This window comes from Helcococcus bovis (genome assembly GCF_046035835.1).
GTDB classification, from domain to species: domain Bacteria; phylum Bacillota; class Clostridia; order Tissierellales; family Peptoniphilaceae; genus Helcococcus; species Helcococcus bovis.
Window position 1 is genome coordinate 91,894 of sequence record NZ_JBFNGB010000001.1, and the last position, 22,116, is coordinate 114,009.

Annotated in this window: 28 protein-coding genes; 5 read left to right on the forward strand and 23 right to left on the reverse strand. The window is 25.5% G+C overall.

All coding sequences use genetic code 11. From position 1 onward, the window contains the following. Positions 1–40: 40 nt before the first annotated feature. The 9 genes from ABGF48_RS00340 to ABGF48_RS00380 all read right to left on the reverse strand — a co-directional run bounded on the left by ABGF48_RS00340 (position 41) and on the right by ABGF48_RS00380 (position 6,864). Complete coding sequence (locus tag ABGF48_RS00340; RefSeq protein WP_408104372.1) at positions 41–196, reverse strand: hypothetical protein; 156 nt, start codon at positions 194–196, stop codon at positions 41–43. 320 nt (positions 197–516) lie between these two features. Further along, the gene (locus ABGF48_RS00345) at positions 517–666 is read right to left on the reverse strand and encodes a hypothetical protein (RefSeq protein WP_408104373.1); all 150 of its coding nucleotides are present in this window, start codon (positions 664–666) and stop codon (positions 517–519) included. 223 nt (positions 667–889) lie between these two features. After that, entirely contained in the window at positions 890–1,441 is a 552-nt protein-coding gene (locus ABGF48_RS00350) for a GNAT family N-acetyltransferase (protein WP_408104374.1), read from the reverse strand. 230 nt (positions 1,442–1,671) lie between these two features. Further along, a complete protein-coding gene (locus ABGF48_RS00355; RefSeq protein ID WP_408104375.1) occupies positions 1,672–2,439 on the reverse strand; it encodes a nucleoside phosphorylase in 768 nt (255 codons plus the stop codon). Between the two features lie 2 nt (positions 2,440–2,441). Further along, on the reverse strand, positions 2,442–2,885 hold the full coding sequence (locus tag ABGF48_RS00360) for a GNAT family N-acetyltransferase (RefSeq protein WP_408104376.1): 444 nt from the start codon (positions 2,883–2,885) through the stop codon (positions 2,442–2,444). A gap of 20 nt (positions 2,886–2,905) precedes the next feature. Then, positions 2,906–3,433 carry an NUDIX domain-containing protein gene (locus tag ABGF48_RS00365; protein WP_408104377.1) on the reverse strand — a complete coding sequence of 176 codons (528 nt, stop codon included), beginning with the start codon at positions 3,431–3,433 and terminating at the stop codon, positions 2,906–2,908. Positions 3,434–3,473: 40 nt separating this feature from the next. Next, a complete protein-coding gene (locus tag ABGF48_RS00370; protein WP_408104378.1) occupies positions 3,474–4,115 on the reverse strand; it encodes an alpha/beta hydrolase in 642 nt (213 codons plus the stop codon). A 49-nt stretch (positions 4,116–4,164) separates the two neighbouring features. After that, positions 4,165–4,476 carry a hypothetical protein gene (locus ABGF48_RS00375; protein WP_408104379.1) on the reverse strand — a complete coding sequence of 104 codons (312 nt, stop codon included), beginning with the start codon at positions 4,474–4,476 and terminating at the stop codon, positions 4,165–4,167. Positions 4,477–4,851: 375 nt separating this feature from the next. Next, on the reverse strand, positions 4,852–6,864 hold the full coding sequence (locus tag ABGF48_RS00380) for a DNA internalization-related competence protein ComEC/Rec2 (protein WP_408104380.1): 2,013 nt from the start codon (positions 6,862–6,864) through the stop codon (positions 4,852–4,854). A 167-nt stretch (positions 6,865–7,031) separates the two neighbouring features. On the opposite strand from ABGF48_RS00380, the gene ABGF48_RS00385 reads away from it, so the two are divergent. Beyond that, positions 7,032–7,646 (forward strand): hypothetical protein, encoded by a 615-nt coding sequence (locus ABGF48_RS00385; RefSeq protein ID WP_408104381.1) that lies wholly within the window; start codon positions 7,032–7,034, stop codon positions 7,644–7,646. Positions 7,647–7,718: 72 nt separating this feature from the next. On the opposite strand, the gene ABGF48_RS00390 is transcribed toward ABGF48_RS00385, so the two are convergent. From ABGF48_RS00390 to ABGF48_RS00410, 5 genes are all read right to left on the reverse strand, one after another. Beyond that, positions 7,719–8,084, reverse strand: a complete 366-nt coding sequence (locus tag ABGF48_RS00390; RefSeq protein WP_408104382.1) for a sigma-70 RNA polymerase sigma factor region 4 domain-containing protein — start codon at positions 8,082–8,084, stop codon at positions 7,719–7,721. 141 nt (positions 8,085–8,225) lie between these two features. Beyond that, positions 8,226–8,960, reverse strand: a complete 735-nt coding sequence (locus ABGF48_RS00395) for an HAD family hydrolase (protein ID WP_408104383.1) — start codon at positions 8,958–8,960, stop codon at positions 8,226–8,228. Between the two features lie 8 nt (positions 8,961–8,968). Further along, complete coding sequence (locus tag ABGF48_RS00400) at positions 8,969–9,304, reverse strand: hypothetical protein (protein WP_408104384.1); 336 nt, start codon at positions 9,302–9,304, stop codon at positions 8,969–8,971. Between the two features lie 9 nt (positions 9,305–9,313). Next, complete coding sequence (gene map / locus ABGF48_RS00405; RefSeq protein ID WP_408104385.1) at positions 9,314–10,117, reverse strand: type I methionyl aminopeptidase; 804 nt, start codon at positions 10,115–10,117, stop codon at positions 9,314–9,316. A 1-nt stretch (position 10,118) separates the two neighbouring features. Further along, positions 10,119–11,033 carry a tetratricopeptide repeat protein gene (locus tag ABGF48_RS00410; RefSeq protein ID WP_408104386.1) on the reverse strand — a complete coding sequence of 305 codons (915 nt, stop codon included), beginning with the start codon at positions 11,031–11,033 and terminating at the stop codon, positions 10,119–10,121. A gap of 104 nt (positions 11,034–11,137) precedes the next feature. Here ABGF48_RS00410 and ABGF48_RS00415 point away from each other — a divergent pair, with 104 nt between their 5' ends. The 3 genes from ABGF48_RS00415 to ABGF48_RS00425 all read left to right on the forward strand — a co-directional run bounded on the left by ABGF48_RS00415 (position 11,138) and on the right by ABGF48_RS00425 (position 13,043). Beyond that, a complete protein-coding gene (locus tag ABGF48_RS00415; RefSeq protein ID WP_408104387.1) occupies positions 11,138–11,968 on the forward strand; it encodes a phosphatase PAP2 family protein in 831 nt (276 codons plus the stop codon). A 69-nt stretch (positions 11,969–12,037) separates the two neighbouring features. Further along, positions 12,038–12,259 carry a helix-turn-helix transcriptional regulator gene (locus tag ABGF48_RS00420; RefSeq protein WP_408104388.1) on the forward strand — a complete coding sequence of 74 codons (222 nt, stop codon included), beginning with the start codon at positions 12,038–12,040 and terminating at the stop codon, positions 12,257–12,259. Continuing rightward, the gene (locus ABGF48_RS00425) at positions 12,243–13,043 is read left to right on the forward strand and encodes a DUF3169 family protein (protein ID WP_408104389.1); all 801 of its coding nucleotides are present in this window, start codon (positions 12,243–12,245) and stop codon (positions 13,041–13,043) included. The genes ABGF48_RS00420 and ABGF48_RS00425 overlap by 17 nt, the downstream gene beginning before the upstream one ends. Before the next feature lie 228 nt (positions 13,044–13,271). Here the strand turns inward: ABGF48_RS00425 and bcp are convergent, their stop codons facing one another. The 4 genes from bcp to ABGF48_RS00445 are packed head-to-tail and all read right to left on the reverse strand — an operon-like array spanning position 13,272 to position 16,575. Further along, a complete protein-coding gene (gene bcp, locus ABGF48_RS00430; protein ID WP_408104390.1) occupies positions 13,272–13,730 on the reverse strand; it encodes a thioredoxin-dependent thiol peroxidase in 459 nt (152 codons plus the stop codon). A 10-nt stretch (positions 13,731–13,740) separates the two neighbouring features. Beyond that, entirely contained in the window at positions 13,741–14,562 is an 822-nt protein-coding gene (locus tag ABGF48_RS00435) for a Cof-type HAD-IIB family hydrolase (protein ID WP_408104391.1), read from the reverse strand. Between the two features lie 10 nt (positions 14,563–14,572). Beyond that, positions 14,573–15,772, reverse strand: coding sequence for a D-alanyl-D-alanine carboxypeptidase family protein (locus ABGF48_RS00440; protein WP_408104392.1), 1,200 nt, complete (start codon positions 15,770–15,772; stop codon positions 14,573–14,575). Further along, positions 15,769–16,575 carry an aminoglycoside 6-adenylyltransferase gene (locus ABGF48_RS00445; RefSeq protein ID WP_408104393.1) on the reverse strand — a complete coding sequence of 269 codons (807 nt, stop codon included), beginning with the start codon at positions 16,573–16,575 and terminating at the stop codon, positions 15,769–15,771. The genes ABGF48_RS00440 and ABGF48_RS00445 overlap by 4 nt, the downstream gene beginning before the upstream one ends. Before the next feature lie 118 nt (positions 16,576–16,693). Between ABGF48_RS00445 and mscL the strand changes: the two genes are divergently transcribed. Continuing rightward, positions 16,694–17,059 (forward strand): large conductance mechanosensitive channel protein MscL, encoded by a 366-nt coding sequence (gene mscL / locus ABGF48_RS00450; RefSeq protein ID WP_408104394.1) that lies wholly within the window; start codon positions 16,694–16,696, stop codon positions 17,057–17,059. A gap of 288 nt (positions 17,060–17,347) precedes the next feature. Here mscL and ABGF48_RS00455 read toward each other — a convergent pair whose 3' ends face one another. The 5 genes from ABGF48_RS00455 to ABGF48_RS00475 are packed head-to-tail and all read right to left on the reverse strand — an operon-like array spanning position 17,348 to position 22,051. Next, positions 17,348–17,953, reverse strand: a complete 606-nt coding sequence (locus ABGF48_RS00455; RefSeq protein ID WP_408104395.1) for a ribonuclease H1 domain-containing protein — start codon at positions 17,951–17,953, stop codon at positions 17,348–17,350. After that, entirely contained in the window at positions 17,946–18,485 is a 540-nt protein-coding gene (locus tag ABGF48_RS00460) for a phosphatidylglycerophosphatase A family protein (RefSeq protein WP_408104396.1), read from the reverse strand. Before ABGF48_RS00460 ends, ABGF48_RS00455 begins: the two co-directional genes overlap by 8 nt. A gap of 18 nt (positions 18,486–18,503) precedes the next feature. Continuing rightward, a complete protein-coding gene (locus ABGF48_RS00465) occupies positions 18,504–19,778 on the reverse strand; it encodes a glucose-6-phosphate isomerase (RefSeq protein ID WP_408104397.1) in 1,275 nt (424 codons plus the stop codon). Between the two features lie 10 nt (positions 19,779–19,788). Beyond that, a complete protein-coding gene (locus ABGF48_RS00470; RefSeq protein WP_408104398.1) occupies positions 19,789–20,904 on the reverse strand; it encodes a PP2C family protein-serine/threonine phosphatase in 1,116 nt (371 codons plus the stop codon). Position 20,905: 1 nt separating this feature from the next. Further along, positions 20,906–22,051 carry a THUMP domain-containing class I SAM-dependent RNA methyltransferase gene (locus ABGF48_RS00475; protein WP_408104399.1) on the reverse strand — a complete coding sequence of 382 codons (1,146 nt, stop codon included), beginning with the start codon at positions 22,049–22,051 and terminating at the stop codon, positions 20,906–20,908. Positions 22,052–22,116 lie beyond the last annotated feature (65 nt).

Genomic DNA, 22,116 nt, shown 5'->3' on the forward strand with positions numbered 1-22,116 from the left:
TTTAGTTTTTAAATTTTATTTCTATTACAATAGAAACCTGTTAAGTAAGCTCTAGTTTATATAATTCATACTTATCTAAAAACTTAAATCCTAATTTTTCAAATATCTCTAGTTCTTCTTCTCCGACAAAATAAGTCATATACTTTTGCCCATCACTTTTTGATACATTTAGAGCTTTTATTAATAAATTATTCATAATTTTTTTATCAAATTTATTATCTTGAAAATCCACACCAAAAATTTCCATAAGTAATGGAGTATAGACGAAATAAATAGTGCCCTTAACTTGTCCTTCTTCATAATATAGGTATATATTCCAATTATTTTTTGTTAAAGTAAATATTTGTTTATATAACCTTTCAGAATTCCAATAAATTCCTTCAATTTTATCATGAAGATTAGAAAAATCATTCCAATTTTCTTCTGTAACTTTTATAATTTCTCCATAATATTCTTTAGGCTGATACTCCTCAAAATTAAGAGTATATACATAGTTTTCTTCAACTTTTGTAGTACCTATTTTTTCAGATAATTTACACTTTCTGTATTTTTTGATGGCAATCCAAAGAATATTGTATATTTTGAAAAATATTGTTTAGAGTAATCAATAAATTCTCCCATAGATTTACTCTTAAATTCTTTAATGTTAAAAACTCTAATTCCCAAATATAGATCACTTGGAAGCCAGTAAAAATCAATCCATCCTAAAACTTCTCCATCTATTTCAAATAATAAAATTTTTGAATTTTCATCTTCAAAAGACTTAAATGCTGACTTATAAAAATCTTCCTTAGTTTTTATACCATCTAAATATGTAGGAAAAAAGGAAGTCTCAAAATCTTAAGAAAGCCTATAGGCAAATTCTAAATACTTATTTAAGTCTTCTAAATTAGCTTCTCTCAACATTATCTATAACTTTGTTATCAATCCAATATCTTTGAACTATTTTTACATCTTCTAACACTTCATTTTCCAAAATCCCACCATTATTAATAATTGATTTTGCTGATCCGATATTAGTTTTATCACAAGTCATAAGCACTTTACCAATTCCTAATTTCTTACATTCTTCAAGTGCCAATCCTATCATAGCTGTCGCATAACCTTTTCGTCTCTCATCAGGTCTTATCCCATCTCCAATATGTCCTCCAAATTGAAGTAAATGTTCATTTAATGAATGTCTAATATTAACCGCACCTACAAATACTTTTCTATCCATGTCATAACAAAAAAGTGTGGTAGAGGCAACTTTACCTTCATCTATATTTTCTTTTCTATCCAAATTATCCAAATAATATTGAAAATCTTCATCCATATTTCTAAAAATAGCCGATGGTGAACCATTAGTCTTATTTTTTTCAATATCTTCTTTCCATATTTTTAACATTTCAATAATTTTTTCTTTGTCATTTATTGTCGGTTTTATTAATTTTATATTCATAGTTTATCTCCTAAAAATTATGTGCATGAATGTCATACGCATATCAAGCATGTATAACATGCACATTATACGCATAAATCATTTATGTTTTTAAATACTTTATAACATTATACATTAAAAGGAGTTCTATTTCCTTGACAAAAGTAAGTACAAATATTAGTTTAGATCCAGTTTTGAAAAAAATGCTCAAGAATTATTAAAAGATTTAGGAATGAATCTTTCAACTGCAATCATAATTTTTTTAATACATCAAAGCATAATTTTAAGGCATATTCATAAGAGTCTTCTCCAAAATTTCTAGCATCATATTTTTCGATATCTGCTAATGAATCTGCAGTAAAAAGAATTTGCCCCCAAATTACATTTCTGAATTGTGCTACAGCCGCTAAAGCCGAACACTCCATTTCGACAACAGCACAACCTTCTTCTTTTCTATAAGCAACTTTTTCAGGAGTTTCTCTATAAAAACCATCAGTAGTCCAAGTTAAAACCTCGACATATTCTAATCCATGTTCTATTAGTGTCTTTTCAATAGCTTTCAATGCAACTTTATTTATTTCAATATACCTAGAAGGATTTATATAATGGTAGCTTGTACCTTCATCTCTTAAAGCTTTTATAGGAACTATAAACTTATTTTCATCTAAATCAATCAAAACACCACAAGTTCCTGACGAAATTATTTTTTTTACCCCATAAGAAATCAACCAATCTAAAATCTGCCCTGATGAAGCTGAACCCATTGGTGCCTGAACTAAACAAATTTCTTCACCTTCATATTTTACAACATAAATTGGATATATTTTAGTACAAGATATAAATTCATAAACTTTACATGCTCTATTTTTTTCGGCGAATTTATCTATTTCATCTTCTAAAAATGCAAACACACATTTTTCGGGTAATTCTAATTTCAAATTTTCATGATTTGGCATAATAACTGCACTTTGATTATCATCATATTCCAAAATTGGAATTTCATTTTTTATTAATGTCATTTTTATCCTATTATCTCCTTCATCATATATCTATCTTCATATTCTTTATATCCATTTTTAGGATAAAAAGAATATGACTCATGCCAATTCTTTTTACTTTCACCCAAATGAACTCTTAAAGTCTTAATCCCTTTATTTTTTAAGTAATCCTCTACAAATGCCAGAAGTTTAGTACCTATCCCCCTTCTTTTCATAGATGGTTTTATATAAAATCTATGTAAAAAAGCTTCTTCTTTATTTTCTATTTTCGAATATCCTAAGCAACCCAAAACTTCTTCTTTTTGATTAACCACTAACCAAAACATGTCACCTTTATCAATATAATATTTATTAATATCATATAAATCTTCTCTTAGATTTGAGTTAAGTCCAATACTAATCCTTGCTTCTTTAATCATTTGATGTAAATCTTCTTTATACTTATTAGAATATTTTATTATTTTCAAAATATTACTCCTAGAAAGTTTTAATAAATCTCATTTTCCAAAATTTTTGTAGCATGCTCCAAAACAGGTATTTCTCTATCAGCAATAAGCTTTCCCAATCTTGTATTTGAACATTTAACATACTCTCTTCTAGCTTCTTCATATGTTAATTTCAAGGTAGATAAATGAAAATCATTTATCTCCGAGTCTGTCATTTCTTTTTCTCCAAATGACTTAATTTTACACAAATAATAATTATTAATATTTCGTCTATGAATCAAATTATAAAAATCTTTTACTACTCCTAATTTAGTTATAATCTCTACTTCAACGCCTAATTCTTCTTTAAGTTCTCTAACTATTGCTTCCTCAAGATTTTCTCCTGATTCAACTCCACCACCTGCTGTTTCAATAAGTGTTGCTTTACCGAAATCATCATCTCTCTCAACTCTAACAAAATAATAATTTTCTTCATTATCTATAACTATAGCTCTTACAATATCTCTATTATGATCTGTATAGGTAAAATCCCATTGAGTATCTTGCAATGATATATTTAATTCTTTCATCTAATCATCCATCCTTATACAAAAATATAATTTTTCACAATCAAAATTTATCCAAATATCTAACTATTTCTTTACCAATTTCTTCAGGTTTTTCACTATAAAAATCATGATTTGTATTTTCAATAAATACAATTTCAATATTTTTTCTATCAAGTTTATTGTAATTTTTAACCTTGTTTAACTTATAGTCATATGCTTCTTTTGGTGTATCTGATAAAAGTAATAAAATGTCTTTTTCCGTATTTATCGAAAATATATCTTTATATTGATCAAATCTCAAGTCAAAAAGTGAGCATACAGTATCAGGATTCATATCTAAATTGTTTTGCTTAATATAATTTCTACTCCACTCTTTTTCTTCTTCTAAAGTTGTTTGCATAAAATCATTTCCAAATACTCCACCATCAAGTATTATAGTAGATTTAGGGTTAATATCATCTATGAATTTTAATATTAAATCCGATCCTAATGAATATCCCATAACGATAGAATCACTAGGAATAATAGACTTTATCCAATTTACAAAATCTTCTCTATTTTCTATTTTAATATTTAAATTAGAATATTGTCCTGGCAAATCTATATAAATAATTTCATAATTTTGACTATTTAAGAATTTGCTAAATTCTAATATAGACTCCTCTTTAGCCCCCAATCCTGAAAGCATATATATTTTTCTCATAATTAACTCCTTATCAATAAATCCTAATTATTATACAAGTCTAGCCCTCTTAAAAAATGTCAATGTTTTGATTAAACTTATAACCAAGGGAATTTATCATATCAAGATTATAAAATGGAATATTTCTTGAAACATTACGATTACCTTCTTTTCGAACTTGTCGGAAATACCGACAGGTTGAATTTTTATCAAGTTCACCTTCATCATAAATATTTCTTATACGTTCTACAATATTTGTCCTTGATGTCTTAAATGGCTCTGCCATCTGCTGTTGCGACAAGCATAATGTTTCATCAATAAAATTAACATCAATCTTAATATTACCATTATCATCTGTGCATATTGTATTATACAACAACACGATATGCAATAATATATTATTGCATAATACGTTATTGCATTTATATTTTACTATTTGTCGCATATATCCCAATCTTAAATTTAATTTTTCTTGATAATCATGTATTATAATATTTTTTATATATTACATGTAAAAAAGATTAAAAATAATCATGTATCACAGATATTTCAATAACCTATATGAAAAATTTTACAAATCACTGTTTTTCATACCTGCAATTTTTAAAGCTATTAAAATTTACAAGTTTTTTTTCTAAAAAATTTATCTGTATATTTGAGTATACTCCTATTTACATGATTTATAGTCATCATAATCGGAAATTACATTCCGATTTTATACAATTTTCTATAAAATTGAATCTAGTCTTTAAATCTCCTAATACAAAACAACCTTCTCCAAAAACTCTACAACATCATATTTATACTTATATGGATATATCGAATATCCATATCTATTAATATAGATTTCAATATTTCCTTGCTTGTCCGTTCTAAATATTTTTATATTTCTCTTTTTAAGTCTTTGCAATAATTGAGTATGTGGATGCCCATATCTATTATTGAAACCTGCCGATATAAGTGCATTTGTGATATTTGGATTGTTTTGTAAAAATTCCTCACTTGTGGAATGATTTGAGCCATGATGTGAAACTTTAAGGAAATCTATCCTATCCCCAATTTTTATAAATTTCTCATTTTCTTCAACATCTCCTGTGAGTAAAATCTTACTATTAAAAATTTTTAGCAAAAGCACAAGCGAACTATCATTAGAAGACTTTGCATTTTTACCGTCTAAAATCACTTCAAACTTAGCATTCCCAATATTTATCTTTTCTCCATTTTTTACAGATTTTGCATTATAATTTTTTAATGTGTTGGAATAAATTTTTCCAACATTCATAACTGATACTAAATATTGCAAATTGCCCATGTGATCGAAATCATTGTGTGAAATAAAGACATTGTCTATTTTTGTAACACCATTCTTATATAAATAATCAAAAAGATTTCTACCCGATAATTCGGGATTAAACATATTTCCACCAGTATCTATAATTGTTGTAATTCCTTTGTTTCTGAGCATTACTGCATCTCCCTGACCTACATCAATAACATTTATTACAGCATAAGGCAGCAAGAATGTTTTCAGTAAAATTACTGGAAAAATGGTAAAAATTAGGTATAATTTCCTATTTTTTCTAAATTTATATAAAATCATTCTATAATTTAAGATGCAAATTATAATCAAATAATAAACGACTATCATTTTTACATTTGAATACGGGAATGTTATTTCAAATGAATCTTTTATTGTATTTAGGGGGTAGATTATAAGTGAAATGATGTAAAAAATTCCTTCTATAAATAAACTTACTAATTTTAATCTAATAAAAATATAGATAAAACCTGATAATAGAGCCACACTTACAAATGGTAAAATCAATATATTTGTAAAAATGGAGAGTAAATTTATTTTATTGAAAAAATAGATTGAAAATGGAATTAATCCTATTTGAATGGCTATTGGTGTAATAAACATTTTTGGTATTTTTCTATATAATTTAGCCACTTTATCAGGTAAGTAATAAATCGAAAACATAGTTATATAGCTAAGATAAAATCCCGTTGAATAAATGAAAAACGGATTTACAATCAATGATACTAACATGGATACAAAGAGTGTATTATATTTGTCTTTTATATTATTTGTGTAAATTGCAAGCATTGTTACGCTATACATGCTTAAAGCTCTGATTAAAGAAATAGGAAAATCAACGAGATATCCATAAAATATTAAAAACATTATTACAAATATTCCAAAATATTTTTTGCTTATTTTCATTCTCCTGCCAATATTATCCAAAAATAATATTAAAATATTTAAATGAAGCCCTGAAATGGCTAAAACATGAGATAATCCCAAATCTTTAAAATCATCAAACATTTCATTATCGGATTTTTCCGATAAAATCATAGAGTTCATAAACGCCGAAGAAATATTATTTAAATTTTTATCAAAAAATTCTTTAAGATGATTATAAATGCTGTATTTCAATCTGTATTGATGTCCAATTTTAGATACACTTTTTGAATTAACTTCATAAAAAACATTCTTACCTTTTAAATAACTTTCCATGTTGAATGTATTAAAATTGTTAGATGTCTTTGGTGTACTTAACTTTTCAGTGAATGAAACAATATCACCTAAGGAAAAATCTTTGTTGGTCTTTAATAAAATATTAGCATTTTTATATTTTAAATAATAATGATTGTTAAACTCTTTTACTTCTTTTCTAAATATTTCCGCATTAATTTTTGTCTGTTTTACTTGATTTGAGGGATATCTAACTTGTGTAGAAATTATTGAAATAGAAATAATTGAAATCATTAGTATAGCATTTTTTTTATTTTTACTATAAAATAAAAGGAAAATGAGTGTTAAAAAAATATAAAAATTTAAGTTAAGGGCAAAAAATTCATAAAAAATTATACCTAAAATATAATAGGTTAAAATGAGTATTATTGGTCTTTTCATGGAAGCTCCTAGAGGTAAAAATGTTGAATAGTTATATAAATCAAATAGATACACATATAATAAAAAGAAAGTTTTTTGAAGCAAAATATCATATTGTTCCTGCTGATAGCATTTTATTGGATTATAAAAAACTTAATATTGAACAAGAAGATATTTTTATAAATGGACATAAAGTTGATCATATTTATGACTCAAGTGTTGGAAAAGTTTTAGTATCAAACTTTAAACCAATAACTGATAAAATAAGTATATCAGTAAATTATGAAAATAGATATATAATTTTAAAATCTTTAACAGCAAGATTACTTATTAAATCTGTTTTAAAAAAATATTTTTCTTTAGACTGTGATAATTTTTATACCGGTATAGAAAAATCAAGCTTTTCAATAAATAATTTATTTTTTGATGAAGATGTAAAAAAGATAATTACTACACTTGAAAAAAATATTAATGAATACATTAAACATGATGTAAAAATTCTTAAATCAGATGATAATAAAACTACTATACCTGGTATTTTTTATATCGAAGAAAACTACATTACTGTATCATCATTATCAGAAATAAGATATTTTAAAATAGATAATTATACTTTTAATAATAATGGTGTTGTTATTAATTATAATATAAATTAAATTAAATATAAACAGGAGGAAAAACATAATCGTTAATAAAAATTAACAATTATTTCAGGATTTCCTCCTTTGTTATTTTATATTAAATAATCCTTTAAACTCGTTTATATACTTACTCATTTTATCATATATTTTTCTCATCCTCCTATGATATGTCGATTCTGATATATAAAGTATTAAGCAAATATCATGAACTGACATTCTATATTTAAACTTCATTTCTATTAAATCTTTTTCTTTATCATCAAGTTTTGAAAATAAAAGAAACATTAACAGTTCACTATTATTTATATTTATTTCTTCTCTATTTTTTCTTATTCTCCTTTTATCGATAAAATATTTATAATCTTCCTCTTTTACAACATTTTTATACTCTTTTTTATACTTATAAAAATTATCAAATATCTCTTCTATTAATTTTTTATTAGAATATTTCATTTTTATATATCCTGTATTTCTCCCCCCTGAATACTTTATAAATATACATAAAAAAGGAAGAATTAATCAAGATACAAAAAAAATACTATATAATCAATTTTTCTTGATTATATAGTATTTTACTATTCATTATATTAAATTTTATTCAGTAGTTAATGTATAATGATCTACATTAATATCTACATAATAAATTACATCTTTTCTTTCAACAACTATATCAACCCTACTTGTAAGTTCTTCATCATCTCTTATAATATCCAAAAACTTTTTAGATGGATTAATTGCTGTTGCATTTTTCATTGTTTTTAACATTGAATAATCTCCATTTGTATCTCCATATGCATATGAATTTTCAATGTCAATATCATATTTTTCAACTAAAAGTTTTATCTCTTTTAATTTAGAATCACTGTCCCACATTTGAGAAATTTCTCCTGTAAAATTACCTTCTGAATCAAAAACATAATCTGTACCTGAGCAATCGTCAATATTATATACTTTCCCTAGCATTTTTACTAAATATGTTGGAGAACCTGATACAAAAAACACCTTATGTCCTTTATCTTGATGCCATTTGATTCTATCTCTTGTAAATGTATAAACTAGCTCTCCTTCTTCTTTAATTACTTGCTTAGCAGTTTCTACAATTAAAGCTTTATTTATTCCCATTAATTTTTCTTTATATAAAAGACCTATTTCTGAAATATAATCGTCATAATCTCCATATCTTTTTTCAAATGCTTCATACTTTGCTTTTATATTTTTTATATATGATTCTTCATCAATTATGCCGTATTTTACTAATTTTTTAAAATGTTTTACCATAATAGATTCTCTCATTAAAGTACCGTCAATATCAAAAAAAGCACCTATCATAAAACCTCCTATTTTCTCTTAACAGTTTTTTTCTTAAAGATTCCTCCCAAGGAATCTAATATATCTAAAATATACGCAAACAAAATTCCCACTAATCCAAAAGTAATAATCTCCGTACCTAATTTAAGTAATACCAATCCCGTTGAACTTAGTAAAAAAATATATCCATTAATAAATAAAATTAATCCAAAAACAAAAATTATCAAATTAACATAATATTTCATTTTTTTATTTTTTATAAATGAATATAATAATATAGTTACAACTATAGAAGCTATAACTAAGATAGGAATAATACTATTTGCACTCCCATACTTTGAAATTAATTGAAGTATTGATCTCATCTTCTTCTCCTAAAATTTATAATTTTTTATCCATTGTTTTTCTTCTTCATTTAATTCATAATCATCTTGATTTGTTAAAATGTCTGCCTTACCATCTTTTACAACAAATGTATGTTCAAATTGGCATGATTTCTTTCCATCTCTTGTTCTAGCTGTCCAACCATCACTATCAATTTTCATCATCCAAGTCCCAACATTAACCATTGGTTCCACTGTAATAACCATGTTTTCCATCAATCTTCTTCCTCTTCCTGCTTTTCCATAATGAGGAACTTGAGGATCTTCATGCATTTCTTTACCAATACCATGTCCTATAAAATCTCTAACAACTGAAAAACCTTCTCCTTCTACATAAGTTTGAATGGCATTTCCAATGTCTCCAATTCTATTGCCAGCTACTGCCTGTTCAATTCCCAAATACATACTTTTTTCTGTAACTTCCATAAGCTTTTTATCTTGTTCTGAAAGTTCACCAATTGCATATGACCAGCATGAATCTGATAAATACCCATTATAGTTAACAACATTATCAATTGATAAAATGTCCCCTTCTTTTAATACAACATCTTTACTTGGAAATCCATGGCAAATAACATCATTTAATGATGTACATAATGCATATGGAAATCCTTCATATCCTTTTTGACTAGGGATTGCATTCTTAAATTTCATAAATGCATCTGCAAAATCATTAACTTGCAATGTAGTCAATCCTGGTCTTAAAATTTCTCTTATTGCCAAATGAGTTTTACACAAAATTTCTCCTGATTTTCTCATTCCTTCTATTTCTTCTTTTGTCTTAAGTGTAATCATATTAATCTCCAATTATTCTTCTAAATATATCATTTTTTCTAATATTTTTAAAGTCTTCATCATTTTTTGCATACTCAACTATATCATTATTCAACTCTACAGATTTTCTTAAATCATTCATAGATTTATCAAATTCATCTAATTTAATATATGAGCAAGAACGATTATAATACAAATTCGCTAAATTATCTGCTTCATTTTTTATACCCTTACTTAATATTGATACCGACTCCTTATATAATTTTTTTTCTATATATATTGCGGATAAATTCAAATAGTTATTTCCATAATAAATATTTTTACTTATTGAGATTCTGTAATTTTCAACTGCTTTTAAATAGTTTTTTATTCTACCATAAACTACACCTTTATTAAAATATGCTCTAAAATATTCTGGATTTATTGAAATTGATCTATTTAACGCCTCAAGTGCCAAGTCAAATTCATCAATATTTTCATAAATTGCTCCTATATTGTTGTAAGCAATATAATCATCAGGCACTAATTCTATAGTTTTTTTATAATACTTTATAGCATCATCATATTTATTTTCAACATCATATAAATTTGCTAAGAAAAACAAAGCTCTATCATACTCTGGATCTATTTCAATACACTGTTTATAAAAATGTTCAGCCTTATCATAATCACCAAGTTTTTCGTAACTCATAGCTATTCCATATAAAATCTGTGCATTTGTGTCATTTAGCTCATACGCCTCATTGAATTTTTGTAATGAATTCTTATAATCATCCAACTCATCATAAATTATAGCTTGAGAATATAAAATATCTAACTTATTATCGCCCTCAGAGTAATTTAAGGCTCTATCAAATAAAGCCAATGATTTTTTTAAATCACCATTATAATAATATTCTTCTGCAGTTTTTTTTAAGTTTAAGCTTTTTATTTCCATTTTTACCTCTATCTATGTATTATATCAAAAAAAGTTTTTTATATTAAAGTATTTTGATAAAATATTTATTATAGACTTAAAAAAACAACATTTAGGAGGACTTTTTGAAAAAATCAACAAAAATTTTATTATTTTTTATTTTATTGGGAATTATAGGACTATTAATAGGTTCATTTTATGACTTACAAATTAATAAATTGTTTTACTCTAGAGGAAATGTTTATCCTGAAACACTTAAATTTTTAGGGGAATTTCCAATGATTATAATAATGACAACATCTTCTCTTATTTATTTAAGATATTCTAACTTTAGAGTAAATAAATTAGCTTATATATTAATGTTTCTATTTTTTATCTGTTTTCCAATTGTTTCAGCTTATGGAATACCTAAATATTTTAACAGTGAAAAAATTTTACTAAGCATATTAATTTATATATTTTATATTTCGTCATCATTAATATTATTTAAATTTATAAAAGTTGAGGATAACCCAAAATTAATTAAATTTGCTCTTTTCGCCGCAATTTCAATTTTTACAATTTTTATAATTTTTGACTTTATGAAAAATATTTGGGGCAGACATAGATTTTTTGATATGTACCAAAAAGGAAATTTTTCAACATTTACAAATTGGTGGATTTTAAATGGAAAACCAGCAAATGATTTATTCAAATCATTTCCATCAGGACACACTAGTGCTGCAGCTTCCAGCCTAGTTTTAATTTATATACCTGAAATTTTTAGCATTAATAAAAAATTAAGTAAATTTTTAATTACTTTCCCAATTTTATGGGCAGTACTTGTAGGCATTTCAAGAATATTTGACGGAGCTCACTTCCTTACAGATATTTCAATGGGATATATAATAGCTTCATCCGTAATTTATATAATTTATAAAAAACTATTTGACAAATATTGTTGTCAAATAGTATAATGTTTTTGACAACAATATTTGTCATTATTTTCGGCCGAAATAATAAATGATTTTTAGAAAGGAATAAATATGCCATTGTTTAATAATTTAAAAGAATACCGTTCAAAAATCGGTGTTAATCAAACAGAAATGGGCAAATTATGTGGAGTCTCTAGACAAACAATTAGTCTAATAGAACGTGGTGATTATTCCCCATCCGTTTCTTTAGCATTAAAAATTTCAAAAATATGTAATGCCACAGTAGAAGATCTTTTTATTTATGAGGAGGAAAATAATGAAAATCAAAAATAAAATACTAAAATTTATATTAATTTTCTTAATATCACTTTTAATTGGATTTTTAATAGGTTTTTCAATCGGTTATATAATCTACAGCTTAAAAATTAAATCAGAAATATTTATAAAATTTTCAAATTTAATGAATAAAATACCTGAAACAATTAAATCTTATGGATTTTATATTATTAGCATACTATTATCAATAGAGTTATTTTTAGGTGAACTATTTATATACAAAATGAAAATTTTAGGTAATGAAATAATAAAAGGAATTGAAGACGATAATGAAGCAGATATAAAAGAACTAAAACTTAGTAGATATGGTGCTATCTCAACAAGTATCATTTCTATTGTTTCAGTACTTATAATATTAATTTATGCAGTGTCTTATACAAATATTAATATAAAAACTATTAATTTAAGTGTATGGTTTTTATTATCTTTAATATTTGTTATTTCATCATTTTACGAAGCTATTTATTTAATGAGATTTGTTAATCTTGTAATAAAAGTTTATCCCGACAGATACGGAGATCCTTCATCACTAAAATTTACAGAGCAATGGGTTGAATCTTGTGATGAAGCAGAAAAAGCAATAATATATAGAGCTACATTTAAATCATATACTTTTATACAAAAATTGATTGCATTTTTATTAATAACTTTATTAATAACACATATAATATTTAATACCGGTATATTACCAATAATTATATGCGGAATAATTAGTATATGTGCAAATTTAACATATCAAATTGAAGCATACAAATTATCAAAAAAGGGTAAAATTCAGTAAAGTGTCTATATCAAACAAACTTAAAAATATTTAAATAATTTAATAAAACACGTCAAAAATCCCTAGATTTCAATATCTAGGGATTTTTGACGAAAACTTATGATCCTACAGACAAATTCATATGATTGATTTGATTTTCTCATTTTAGAAAATTTCCCAGCATTTTATAAACTATTTCATCATTCTAGAAACTATTTCCTCATAAAAAACATTACAAAAATAATTTTTTTACTTCTTCAAATAATCCAAAATTTCAAATGGATTATCTTTTGCTTTTACTTTTCTAAAAATTTCTTTTATTTTACCTTCTTCATCTATAATAAAAGTATCTCTAGATGTTCCAAATACTATTTTTCCAAACATATTCTTTTCAGCTAATGTACCATATAATTCATGCACTTCTTTTTCTGGGTCAGATAATAAATCAAAATTTAAGCCATATTTTTCAATAAAATTTGTATGTGATGAAATCTTATCCTTACTTATACCTAAAAGTTTTACATTCATTTTTTCTAATTCTTCGTTTATATCTCTAAAACCACAAGCTTGACTTGTACATCCCGGTGTATTATTTTTCGGATAAAAATAGAGAACAACTATTTGACCTCTAAAATCAGACAAATTGACTATTTTCCCCTCTTGATTTTCAAGACTAAATTCCGGTGCTTTATCTCCAATTTTTAACATATATTCCTCCTTAAATTAAATTATAATGCTTCATAGCATTGTATATTCCATTATCATGAATATCATCTGTAATGAAATCAGCTATTTTCTTTACAGGTTCAGAAGCATTTCCTACAGCAATCCCTATATTTGCTCCTCTTATCATTTCATAATCATTTAAACTATCTCCAAATGCAAAGGTTTCATTCATACTTGCATTTAAATAATTCATTACTTTTTCTATACCTGTTAACTTACTTATTCCTTTACTTATTAACTCAGCATATATATCATACTTCAATAAATAAAAATCTTTATCAATAAATTGTTCTAATTCAAAATAGCTTTCCGGACCATTTCCATATAATGTCATTTTGCTGATAGGTGTTCTATTACTAAAATATTCATCTATTGTAAATAGTTCCGGTATCCTGTAATCATAAGCTGAATGTTCATATTTAGTTTTATCTTTTATTGCTTTTCTCTTCAAATTTCTTTCATCATAAATATATCTAGCATCTTTATGTGAATATGTTTTTTCAACTCCTTCAAGCATAAATGGTATATCCATTTTGTCCAATTGATAAATAATATTATCTATTAAATGCTCCGGCATAATTTTATTGAAAATTACTTCATTTCCAACTTTTACATATCCACCAGCTGCAGCTATTACTCCATCAAAATTAAATGTATAAATTAATTCTGGTATTTCGCTATATGATCTACCTGTACATATAAATATCTTATGACCATTATCTTTAGCCATTTTTAATGCATCAATTGTAGATTTTGATATTCCTTCTGTATGGCTTAATAATGTGCCGTCTATATCAAAAAATAAATATTTCATCATTGACTCCTTAAGTAAATTGCATTAAATCATCAAAAAATGTCTTTAATGTGTTTATAATGTTTGATATAAAACTCTCTCTTGTCTTATATCCCTTATTTATTAAATTAATCTTTTTAATTTCTTTTCCATCTTCAAAAAGCATCATTTCACCTATAATCTGCCCATCCTCAATCGGAGCAAAGATATTCTCTTTTAATGTATATTGTGCATCAATTACTGTTCCGACATGTACAAGCTTATCAAAATTTTCCTGAGGATATGCTGAAATATATTTATTTACGGAGTTTGACACATAAATATCAGCAATGGATTTTTCTTTATTTATTTCATCACTTAAATAAAAATTATTTAATGTAAAATCAATCAACTCATCTGTAGTTACAGCTCTCATTTCTTCTGTATCCGCTCCCATAACTATAGTGAAAATTTTAGTATTTAATTTTTTTTCATTTTTTGATAAATCAAATATCCCAGTAAAGCAATATCCAGCTTCTTCTGTATATCCAGTCTTTAATCCCAACAAACCTGACTGTTTATCTCTTAATGGCAGTGTGGACTTTCTAGAATATTTTCTTTCAGGAACGTCTAAAACACCTGTTTTCCCATATTCTTCAATTTCTGGATATTTTTCATAAATATATTTGGTTAGTTTTAATAAATCCTCTGCAGACATTTTATTAAATAATTTTTTCTTATCTTTTTCAATAGTTATCCCTGTAGGATTTATAAAACTAGAATTTTTTAACCCTAATTCCTTTGATTTATCATTCATTAATTTTGTAAACTTATCTTCGCTTCCTGATAAATGAATAGCTAATGCTGCAGTTGCATCATTTCCTGATACAATCATTGAAGCTTTTAATAAATTCTCAACAGAGACTTTTTCTCCTTTAACTAAATCAAATGATGAATATCCCGGCATATTATATTTTGCAGAATCTTCCGTTACGGTAACTATATCATTTATTTTAATTTTCCCTTCTTTTATAGCATCTTTAATTACAAGCAATGTCATAATTTTAGACATAGATGCTATAGGCATAGGTTTATCGATGTTTTTCTTAAATAATATTTTTCCTGTTTTAGCTTCTGCAACCAACATAGACTCAATTTTATTTTCATATGTGAAATTAGCCGCATACGAAAAAGGTATGAATGTAAATAAAATTACAAATGTTAATAATAAGCTTAAAATTTTCTTTTTCATTCTTCTTCCTTATAAATTTCTCTTAAGATATTCAATATACGCACATCTTCTCTTTTAGGATATGTATATTTTAATTTTTCTGATATATACAAACCAATTGTTCTATAAAGTTGTGCAGCTTTGAAAATTATAGTCCATATATCATTTCTAGCACTTTCAGAAACAATATATTCAAATTCATTAAACTCATCTTCCTCTAAATAGTCTCTAAGTCTATTTGCATATTGGTCAACTATCACATGATTATTATATTTCAATGAAATATAACAGTTTAACATGTATATTAAATTATCAATTAGATCATTTTTTAGCAAACTAGCTTTAATATAGTTTTTATTTTTGTAATTTATAGCTATCTCTGATAAATTAAATAAAAAGTCTATAATTTCTTCTATAAATTCATCCTCTTTTGGTAAAATCCAATTGCTATTTACCTCTTCTTTTGATAAATCTTTAAGTATTCTGTCCTTATCAAATATTATTACGTTTTTTTCATTATTTGAAATATAACTAAAAATAGCTTCATTATTTATAAAAAATAGTTCTACTATATTTTTTGTATTATCAATATATTTATAAGAAATTATCTCATTTTCATCTAAAAAATAATTATTTAATTTACTTATTAATATTTCCCCATCCTGTATAAATGACTTAATATACAAATCTATATTTTCAAAATTATTAATTCCCAATACAAATCTACTAAAGACTTCATCTTTTTTATTAATATCTACTAAACTTCTGACATTTTCAAATTCATACAATTTATTCTTAAATTTTGATATATTAATCTTACTCATATAAGTAACTCCTTTATCATATTTTATAATAACAAATTATCTTATTCAACTTTATATTGACAATATTTATTTATATAAATATAATAAATTTGTAAATAATATAGAATGGAGAAAATTTATGTTAAAAGAATTTAGAGATTTTATAAATAAAGGAAATGTTTTAGGATTAGGGGTAGCTGTAGTTATGGCTAGTGCTTTTGGAGCAGTAGTTAAAGCTTTAGTTGAAAATTTAATCATGCCTTTAGTTGGTGCTTTAACAGCTGGTATTGACTTCTCAACATTGCAAGTTACTATCGCTGGCGTTACATTTATGATCGGTAATTTTATTAATGCAGTTATTACATTCTTTATAGTATCATTTGTGATGTTTGTAATAGTTAAAGCTTATAACAAAACTCAAAAACCTAAAGAAGAAGCTCCAGCAACTCCTTCAAAAGAAGAAATTTTATTAACTGAAATTAGAGATTTATTAAAAAACAAATAATCTTTATAAAAAAAAAGACTATTTCAAAAGATAGTTTTTAAATTGTAAAATTATCATAAAAATTCCTAGATTTGAATATCTAGGGATTTTTTTATTTATAAATGTCCATCCTACTTCTAAAAATAAAAAGTTTAAAAGTATTAATTGAAAAAATTTTTAACCATTCTGTCCATAAAAAACTTAAAAAATTTTTACAATAGTTTTTTCTTGATAAAATAAAATTCCCATGTAGCCACCTCGGCAGTTCCTTAAGGAGCGAGGACTCGTGGCATCAATGGAAATTTTATTTTATTTTATTCCTACCGCATCTTTCGCCAATCTATCTGCTATATCGTTGTATTTATTATCTGAATGAGCCTTAACTTTTATAAACTCTATATCTATTAAAGAAGATTTTTCATCTATAAATTTTTTATAATCTTTCGTAAGCTGAATATTAGTTTTCCACTCTCCTAAAGCCCAAGCTTTTATCCCCATATAATCAAAATGTATATATATCTTCGATTTTTCTAGCTCTATGGCCTTTTGAATTGCAGACATTGATCCAAAAACTTCTCCAGCTACATTTCTTTGATTTTTTAATTCATCATCAAAAATTCCTTCATTAAAAGTAATTTCTTGGTCTCTATCTATCAAAATAACGCCATATCCAAACTGACCAGTATTTATATTATAAGATCCGTCTACATATGCAATTATTTCATTATCATCTATAGAATCTTTGGAAATCTCTTCCTTTTCAATGTTTCCTACAAAATTTTCAGCTTCTTCTTTTGTAAAGAAGCTTTTATATATAGCACCCTTAAATCCTATTACTTGTTTTGAACATTCATCCCAGGTAGAAAAAACTCCAATTTTTCTACCAACTCTTACAGCGTAATATTTCTTACTCATAATGTTTTTTATTTGGTTCTCTTAAACTATGGGCAATTCTTGAAGCCGCTGCAGCAGCAATAGCTGCTATTATATCATCTAAAAACGTATTTACAGCTCCACATTTTGCTTCGTCAACTTTTTTGATTATTCCAATTTTTTCTTTATCTAAATATCCAAAATTTGTCAATCCTATAGATCCATATAAATTAACAATTGATAACGGAAGAATTTCATCTATCCCATAAAGACCTTCATCTGATTTTATAACACTTAAAATTGGCTCTTCTATTAAATCTTTTTCTGCTAATTTATCTAACTGTATCCCTGTTAAAACAGCATTAACAACTTCTCTTTTTTCCAAAACTTTATTGATAGAGTACTTACAAAATTCAATAGATAAATCCTTTACATAAGAACTTTGTAATTTATATACAATTTCTGCTATATCGTCAATTGTAACTCCTCTTTCCAATAACTCTTCTTTTGTTTTTTGAGTTAATTGTTCAATTGAATGTTTATATTGTGACTCTAAATTATTTTTTTTCCCCATAAATATTCTCTTTCTATATTAATATCCAGGCTTTTCTAACATCTTAAACATGTTTGCTTTATATTTTTCTACACCAGGTTGATTGAATGGATTGATTCCTAAAACATATCCTGAAACTCCAATTGCATATTCAAAGAAGTAAATCATCTTACCTAAGTTATATTCATCAATTTCTTCCAAATGTAATACAATATTAGGCACATTTCCATCAACGTGAGCATCTACAGTAGCCTTTGTAGCAACTTTATTTACTTCATCAACTGTTTTACCAACTAAGTAATTTAGTCCATCTAAATCATCTTCATCTGATTTAATGCTAATGTCATATTTTGGTGTATTTACAGAAATTACTGTTTCAAAAATATTTCTCTTACCTTCTTGAATAATTTGTCCTAATGAATGCAAATCAGTTGTAAATATTACACTTGCAGGGAATAATGCTTTTCCATTTTTTCCTTCTGATTCACCTTCTAATTGTTTCCACCATTCATTGAAGAATTTTAGTTTTGGTTCATATGCTACTAAAATTTCAATATCTTTTCCTTCTCTATATAGAACATTTCTCATTGCAACATATTTTAATGCATCATTTTCTTCAAAATCTTTATCTAAAACTTCCTCTCTATAATCTGCAGCACCTTGCATCAATGCATCAATATCAATTCCTGCAACTGCAATTGGTAATAATCCTACTGCTGTTAAAACTGAAAATCTTCCTCCAACATTATCTGGTACAACAAAAGTTTCATATCCCTTTTGGGTTGCCAATGTTTTTAATGCACCTTTTGCCTTATCTGTTGTAGCAAAAATTCTGCTTTTTGCTTCTTCTTCAGAATATTTTTCTTCTAATAATTCTTTGAAAATTCTAAATGCTATTGCAGGTTCTGTAGTTGTGCCTGATTTTGAAATTACATTTATAGAAAAATCTTTATCACTTAAATATTCCTTTAATTCTACGATTTCTGTAGAAGATAAATGATTACCAACAAATATTACTTCTGGTTTATTTTTTGCATAACTATTTGTTAATGCTGAAAGAACTGCTTGAGCTCCTAAATATGAACCACCGATTCCAATCGCAACTAAAACTTCTGAATTTTCTCTAATTCTTTTTGCTGCATCTTTAATTCTTTCAAATTCTTCCTTATCATAATTGATTGGTAAATCTAACCATCCTAAGAAATCACTTCCTTCGCCTTTACCTTCAACCAAAATTTGTTGAGCTTTTAATACCTCTTCCTTTATTTTATCAATTTTATTTTCTAAAACTGCCTTACTTAAATCTATTTTCATTTTTTTCTCCTTAATTTAATTCTAAATATAGTACCGCAATGTCATCAACTTGCTTATTATACCTAAAGATTTCAACTTCATTTATAAGTTTTTTAACAAATTGTTTTTCATTACGATTTTTTCTTATCCATTTTACTAGCCTATCTTCGCCAAAAAAATCTCCAGCATAATTTGTAGTTTCAGTCAATCCGTCAGTGTATATTAATATTTTATCTCCTTTATTTAAATATAATTCTTTTTCATTAAATTCAACATTGTTAAATAAATTAGATATAAAATATCCACAATTTTGTAAAAATCCTAATCTTGAAGAATTAAATAAAATTGGCGCACAATTATGACCCGCATTGACATATTTTAAAACATTAGTTTCAGTATCTATAACCATATAAATAATTGTAAAATACTGACTAATATCTAATTTTAGCTGACTAAACATACTTTTTAATTCTTGTATGGTTTCTGATGGACTTAAATTTTCATCTTCTTGTACAATACTTCTCATTGATTGTCTTATAAACATTGTCATTATTGATGCTGAAATACCATGTCCTACAACATCCGCAATATATATTCCTAATTTGTTTTTATTTATTTCTATTACATCAAATACATCTCCTGATAAATTATCTGATGGTACATGTCCAAATTGAAAGGAAATATTTTTATAATGTTTCTTTTTAGGCAAAATACTTTTTTGAATTTTTTTTGCCATTTGCATATCGTCGTTTATTTTTTTATTAGCAATATATAATTGTTTAGTAGTATTTCTTTCAGCGGTTATATCTCTAAAAACTTCTATATAACCCTCTAATTCTCCTATATCATTATACACAGGGGAAGCATTTATAGAATATAATTTGCCATCAATATTAACTTCTCTCTTTAATAAGTCTTTTCCTTGTTTTCTTTTTTCATATAGTTCTAAGAAAAGTTCCGGCGATATTAATCTCCTCTTATTTTTTATAATAAGATTTTCTATTAAATCTCTCATTGACTTATTTTCAAAAAGAATTTCTCCATTATTATCTCTAATTCTTACTAGATCTTCCATCGCATCTAAAAATCTAAAATTTGCACCCTGGACATATCTAGTAAAATTTTCAATTTTAGGCTCAAATTTCATTTTAGCCTCCTAGTAAATCTAAAATACTTGGTCCATAGAACTGGTAGTAATTTACTTCTATACGACCATTATATAATTTTCTTTTTTTATCCGATTTCATATTTATTTTTCTTTCAAAATCTTCATCTGATGTAATGAAATAAAATGACAAAGTTGTATATTTTTTTGTAATTTTAGAAATAGAATCATATATTTTTTCTAATTCTTCTTTTTCCCCAATTCTCTCACCATATGGAGGATTAGAAATTACAGTGGCAAAATTATTTTGTAATCCTACATCTTTTACATCTTTTACTACAAATTTTATATATTCATCAACTCCTGCATTTATAGCATTTTCTTTTGCAATTTCTATCGCTTTTTTATCTATATCAAAACCTGTAATCTTAACTTTTTCATCATTTATCGCATTATATGCATTGATTTTTTCTTCTTTATAAATATTTTTATCAAAAAATTTCCAATACATAAAATCAAAAATCCTTGATATACCCGGAGCTATATTTTTAGCAATTAATGTTGCTTCTATAGGAATAGTTCCCGATCCACAAAATAAATCAATAAACTCACTTTTTTTATTCCAATTTGAAAGTTGTATTAAAGCTGCAGCTAATGTTTCCTTCATTGGAGCTTCATTTTGCTTAGTTCTATATCCTCTTTTATGTAATCCTACTCCTGAAGTGTCTAATCTAACAGTAGCAATATCATTTAAAAGAGAAATACTAATTTTATATTCTTCATCAGTTTCATCAAACCATGATCTTCCATATTCTTTAGACAATCTATTAATAATTGCCTTTTTAGTTATTGCCTGATTATCGGAAATAGAATATAATTTTGACTTTAGAGATTTTCCTGAAATAAGTATTTTCCCATTTTCTGAAAGATAGTTTTCCCAATCAAAATTATTAACATTTTCATATATATCATCAAATGTTAATGCCTTAAACTCCAAAAGTTTAATGTACACTCTCTCTGCTGATCTAAGCCATAGATTAGCTTTTACAATATCTCTTTGACTGCCAACAAATTCAATTTTACTATTTGAAACTTTCACATCCTTAAATCCTAAAGCTTCACACTCTTTTTTAACTACTGATTCCAATCCAAATACAGTAGAAATGTAAATATTATAACTATCTAACATGAAAACCTCCTTTTTTGATTATACCAATAAAACACAAAATTGTTAATAAAAATATAAATATTCTT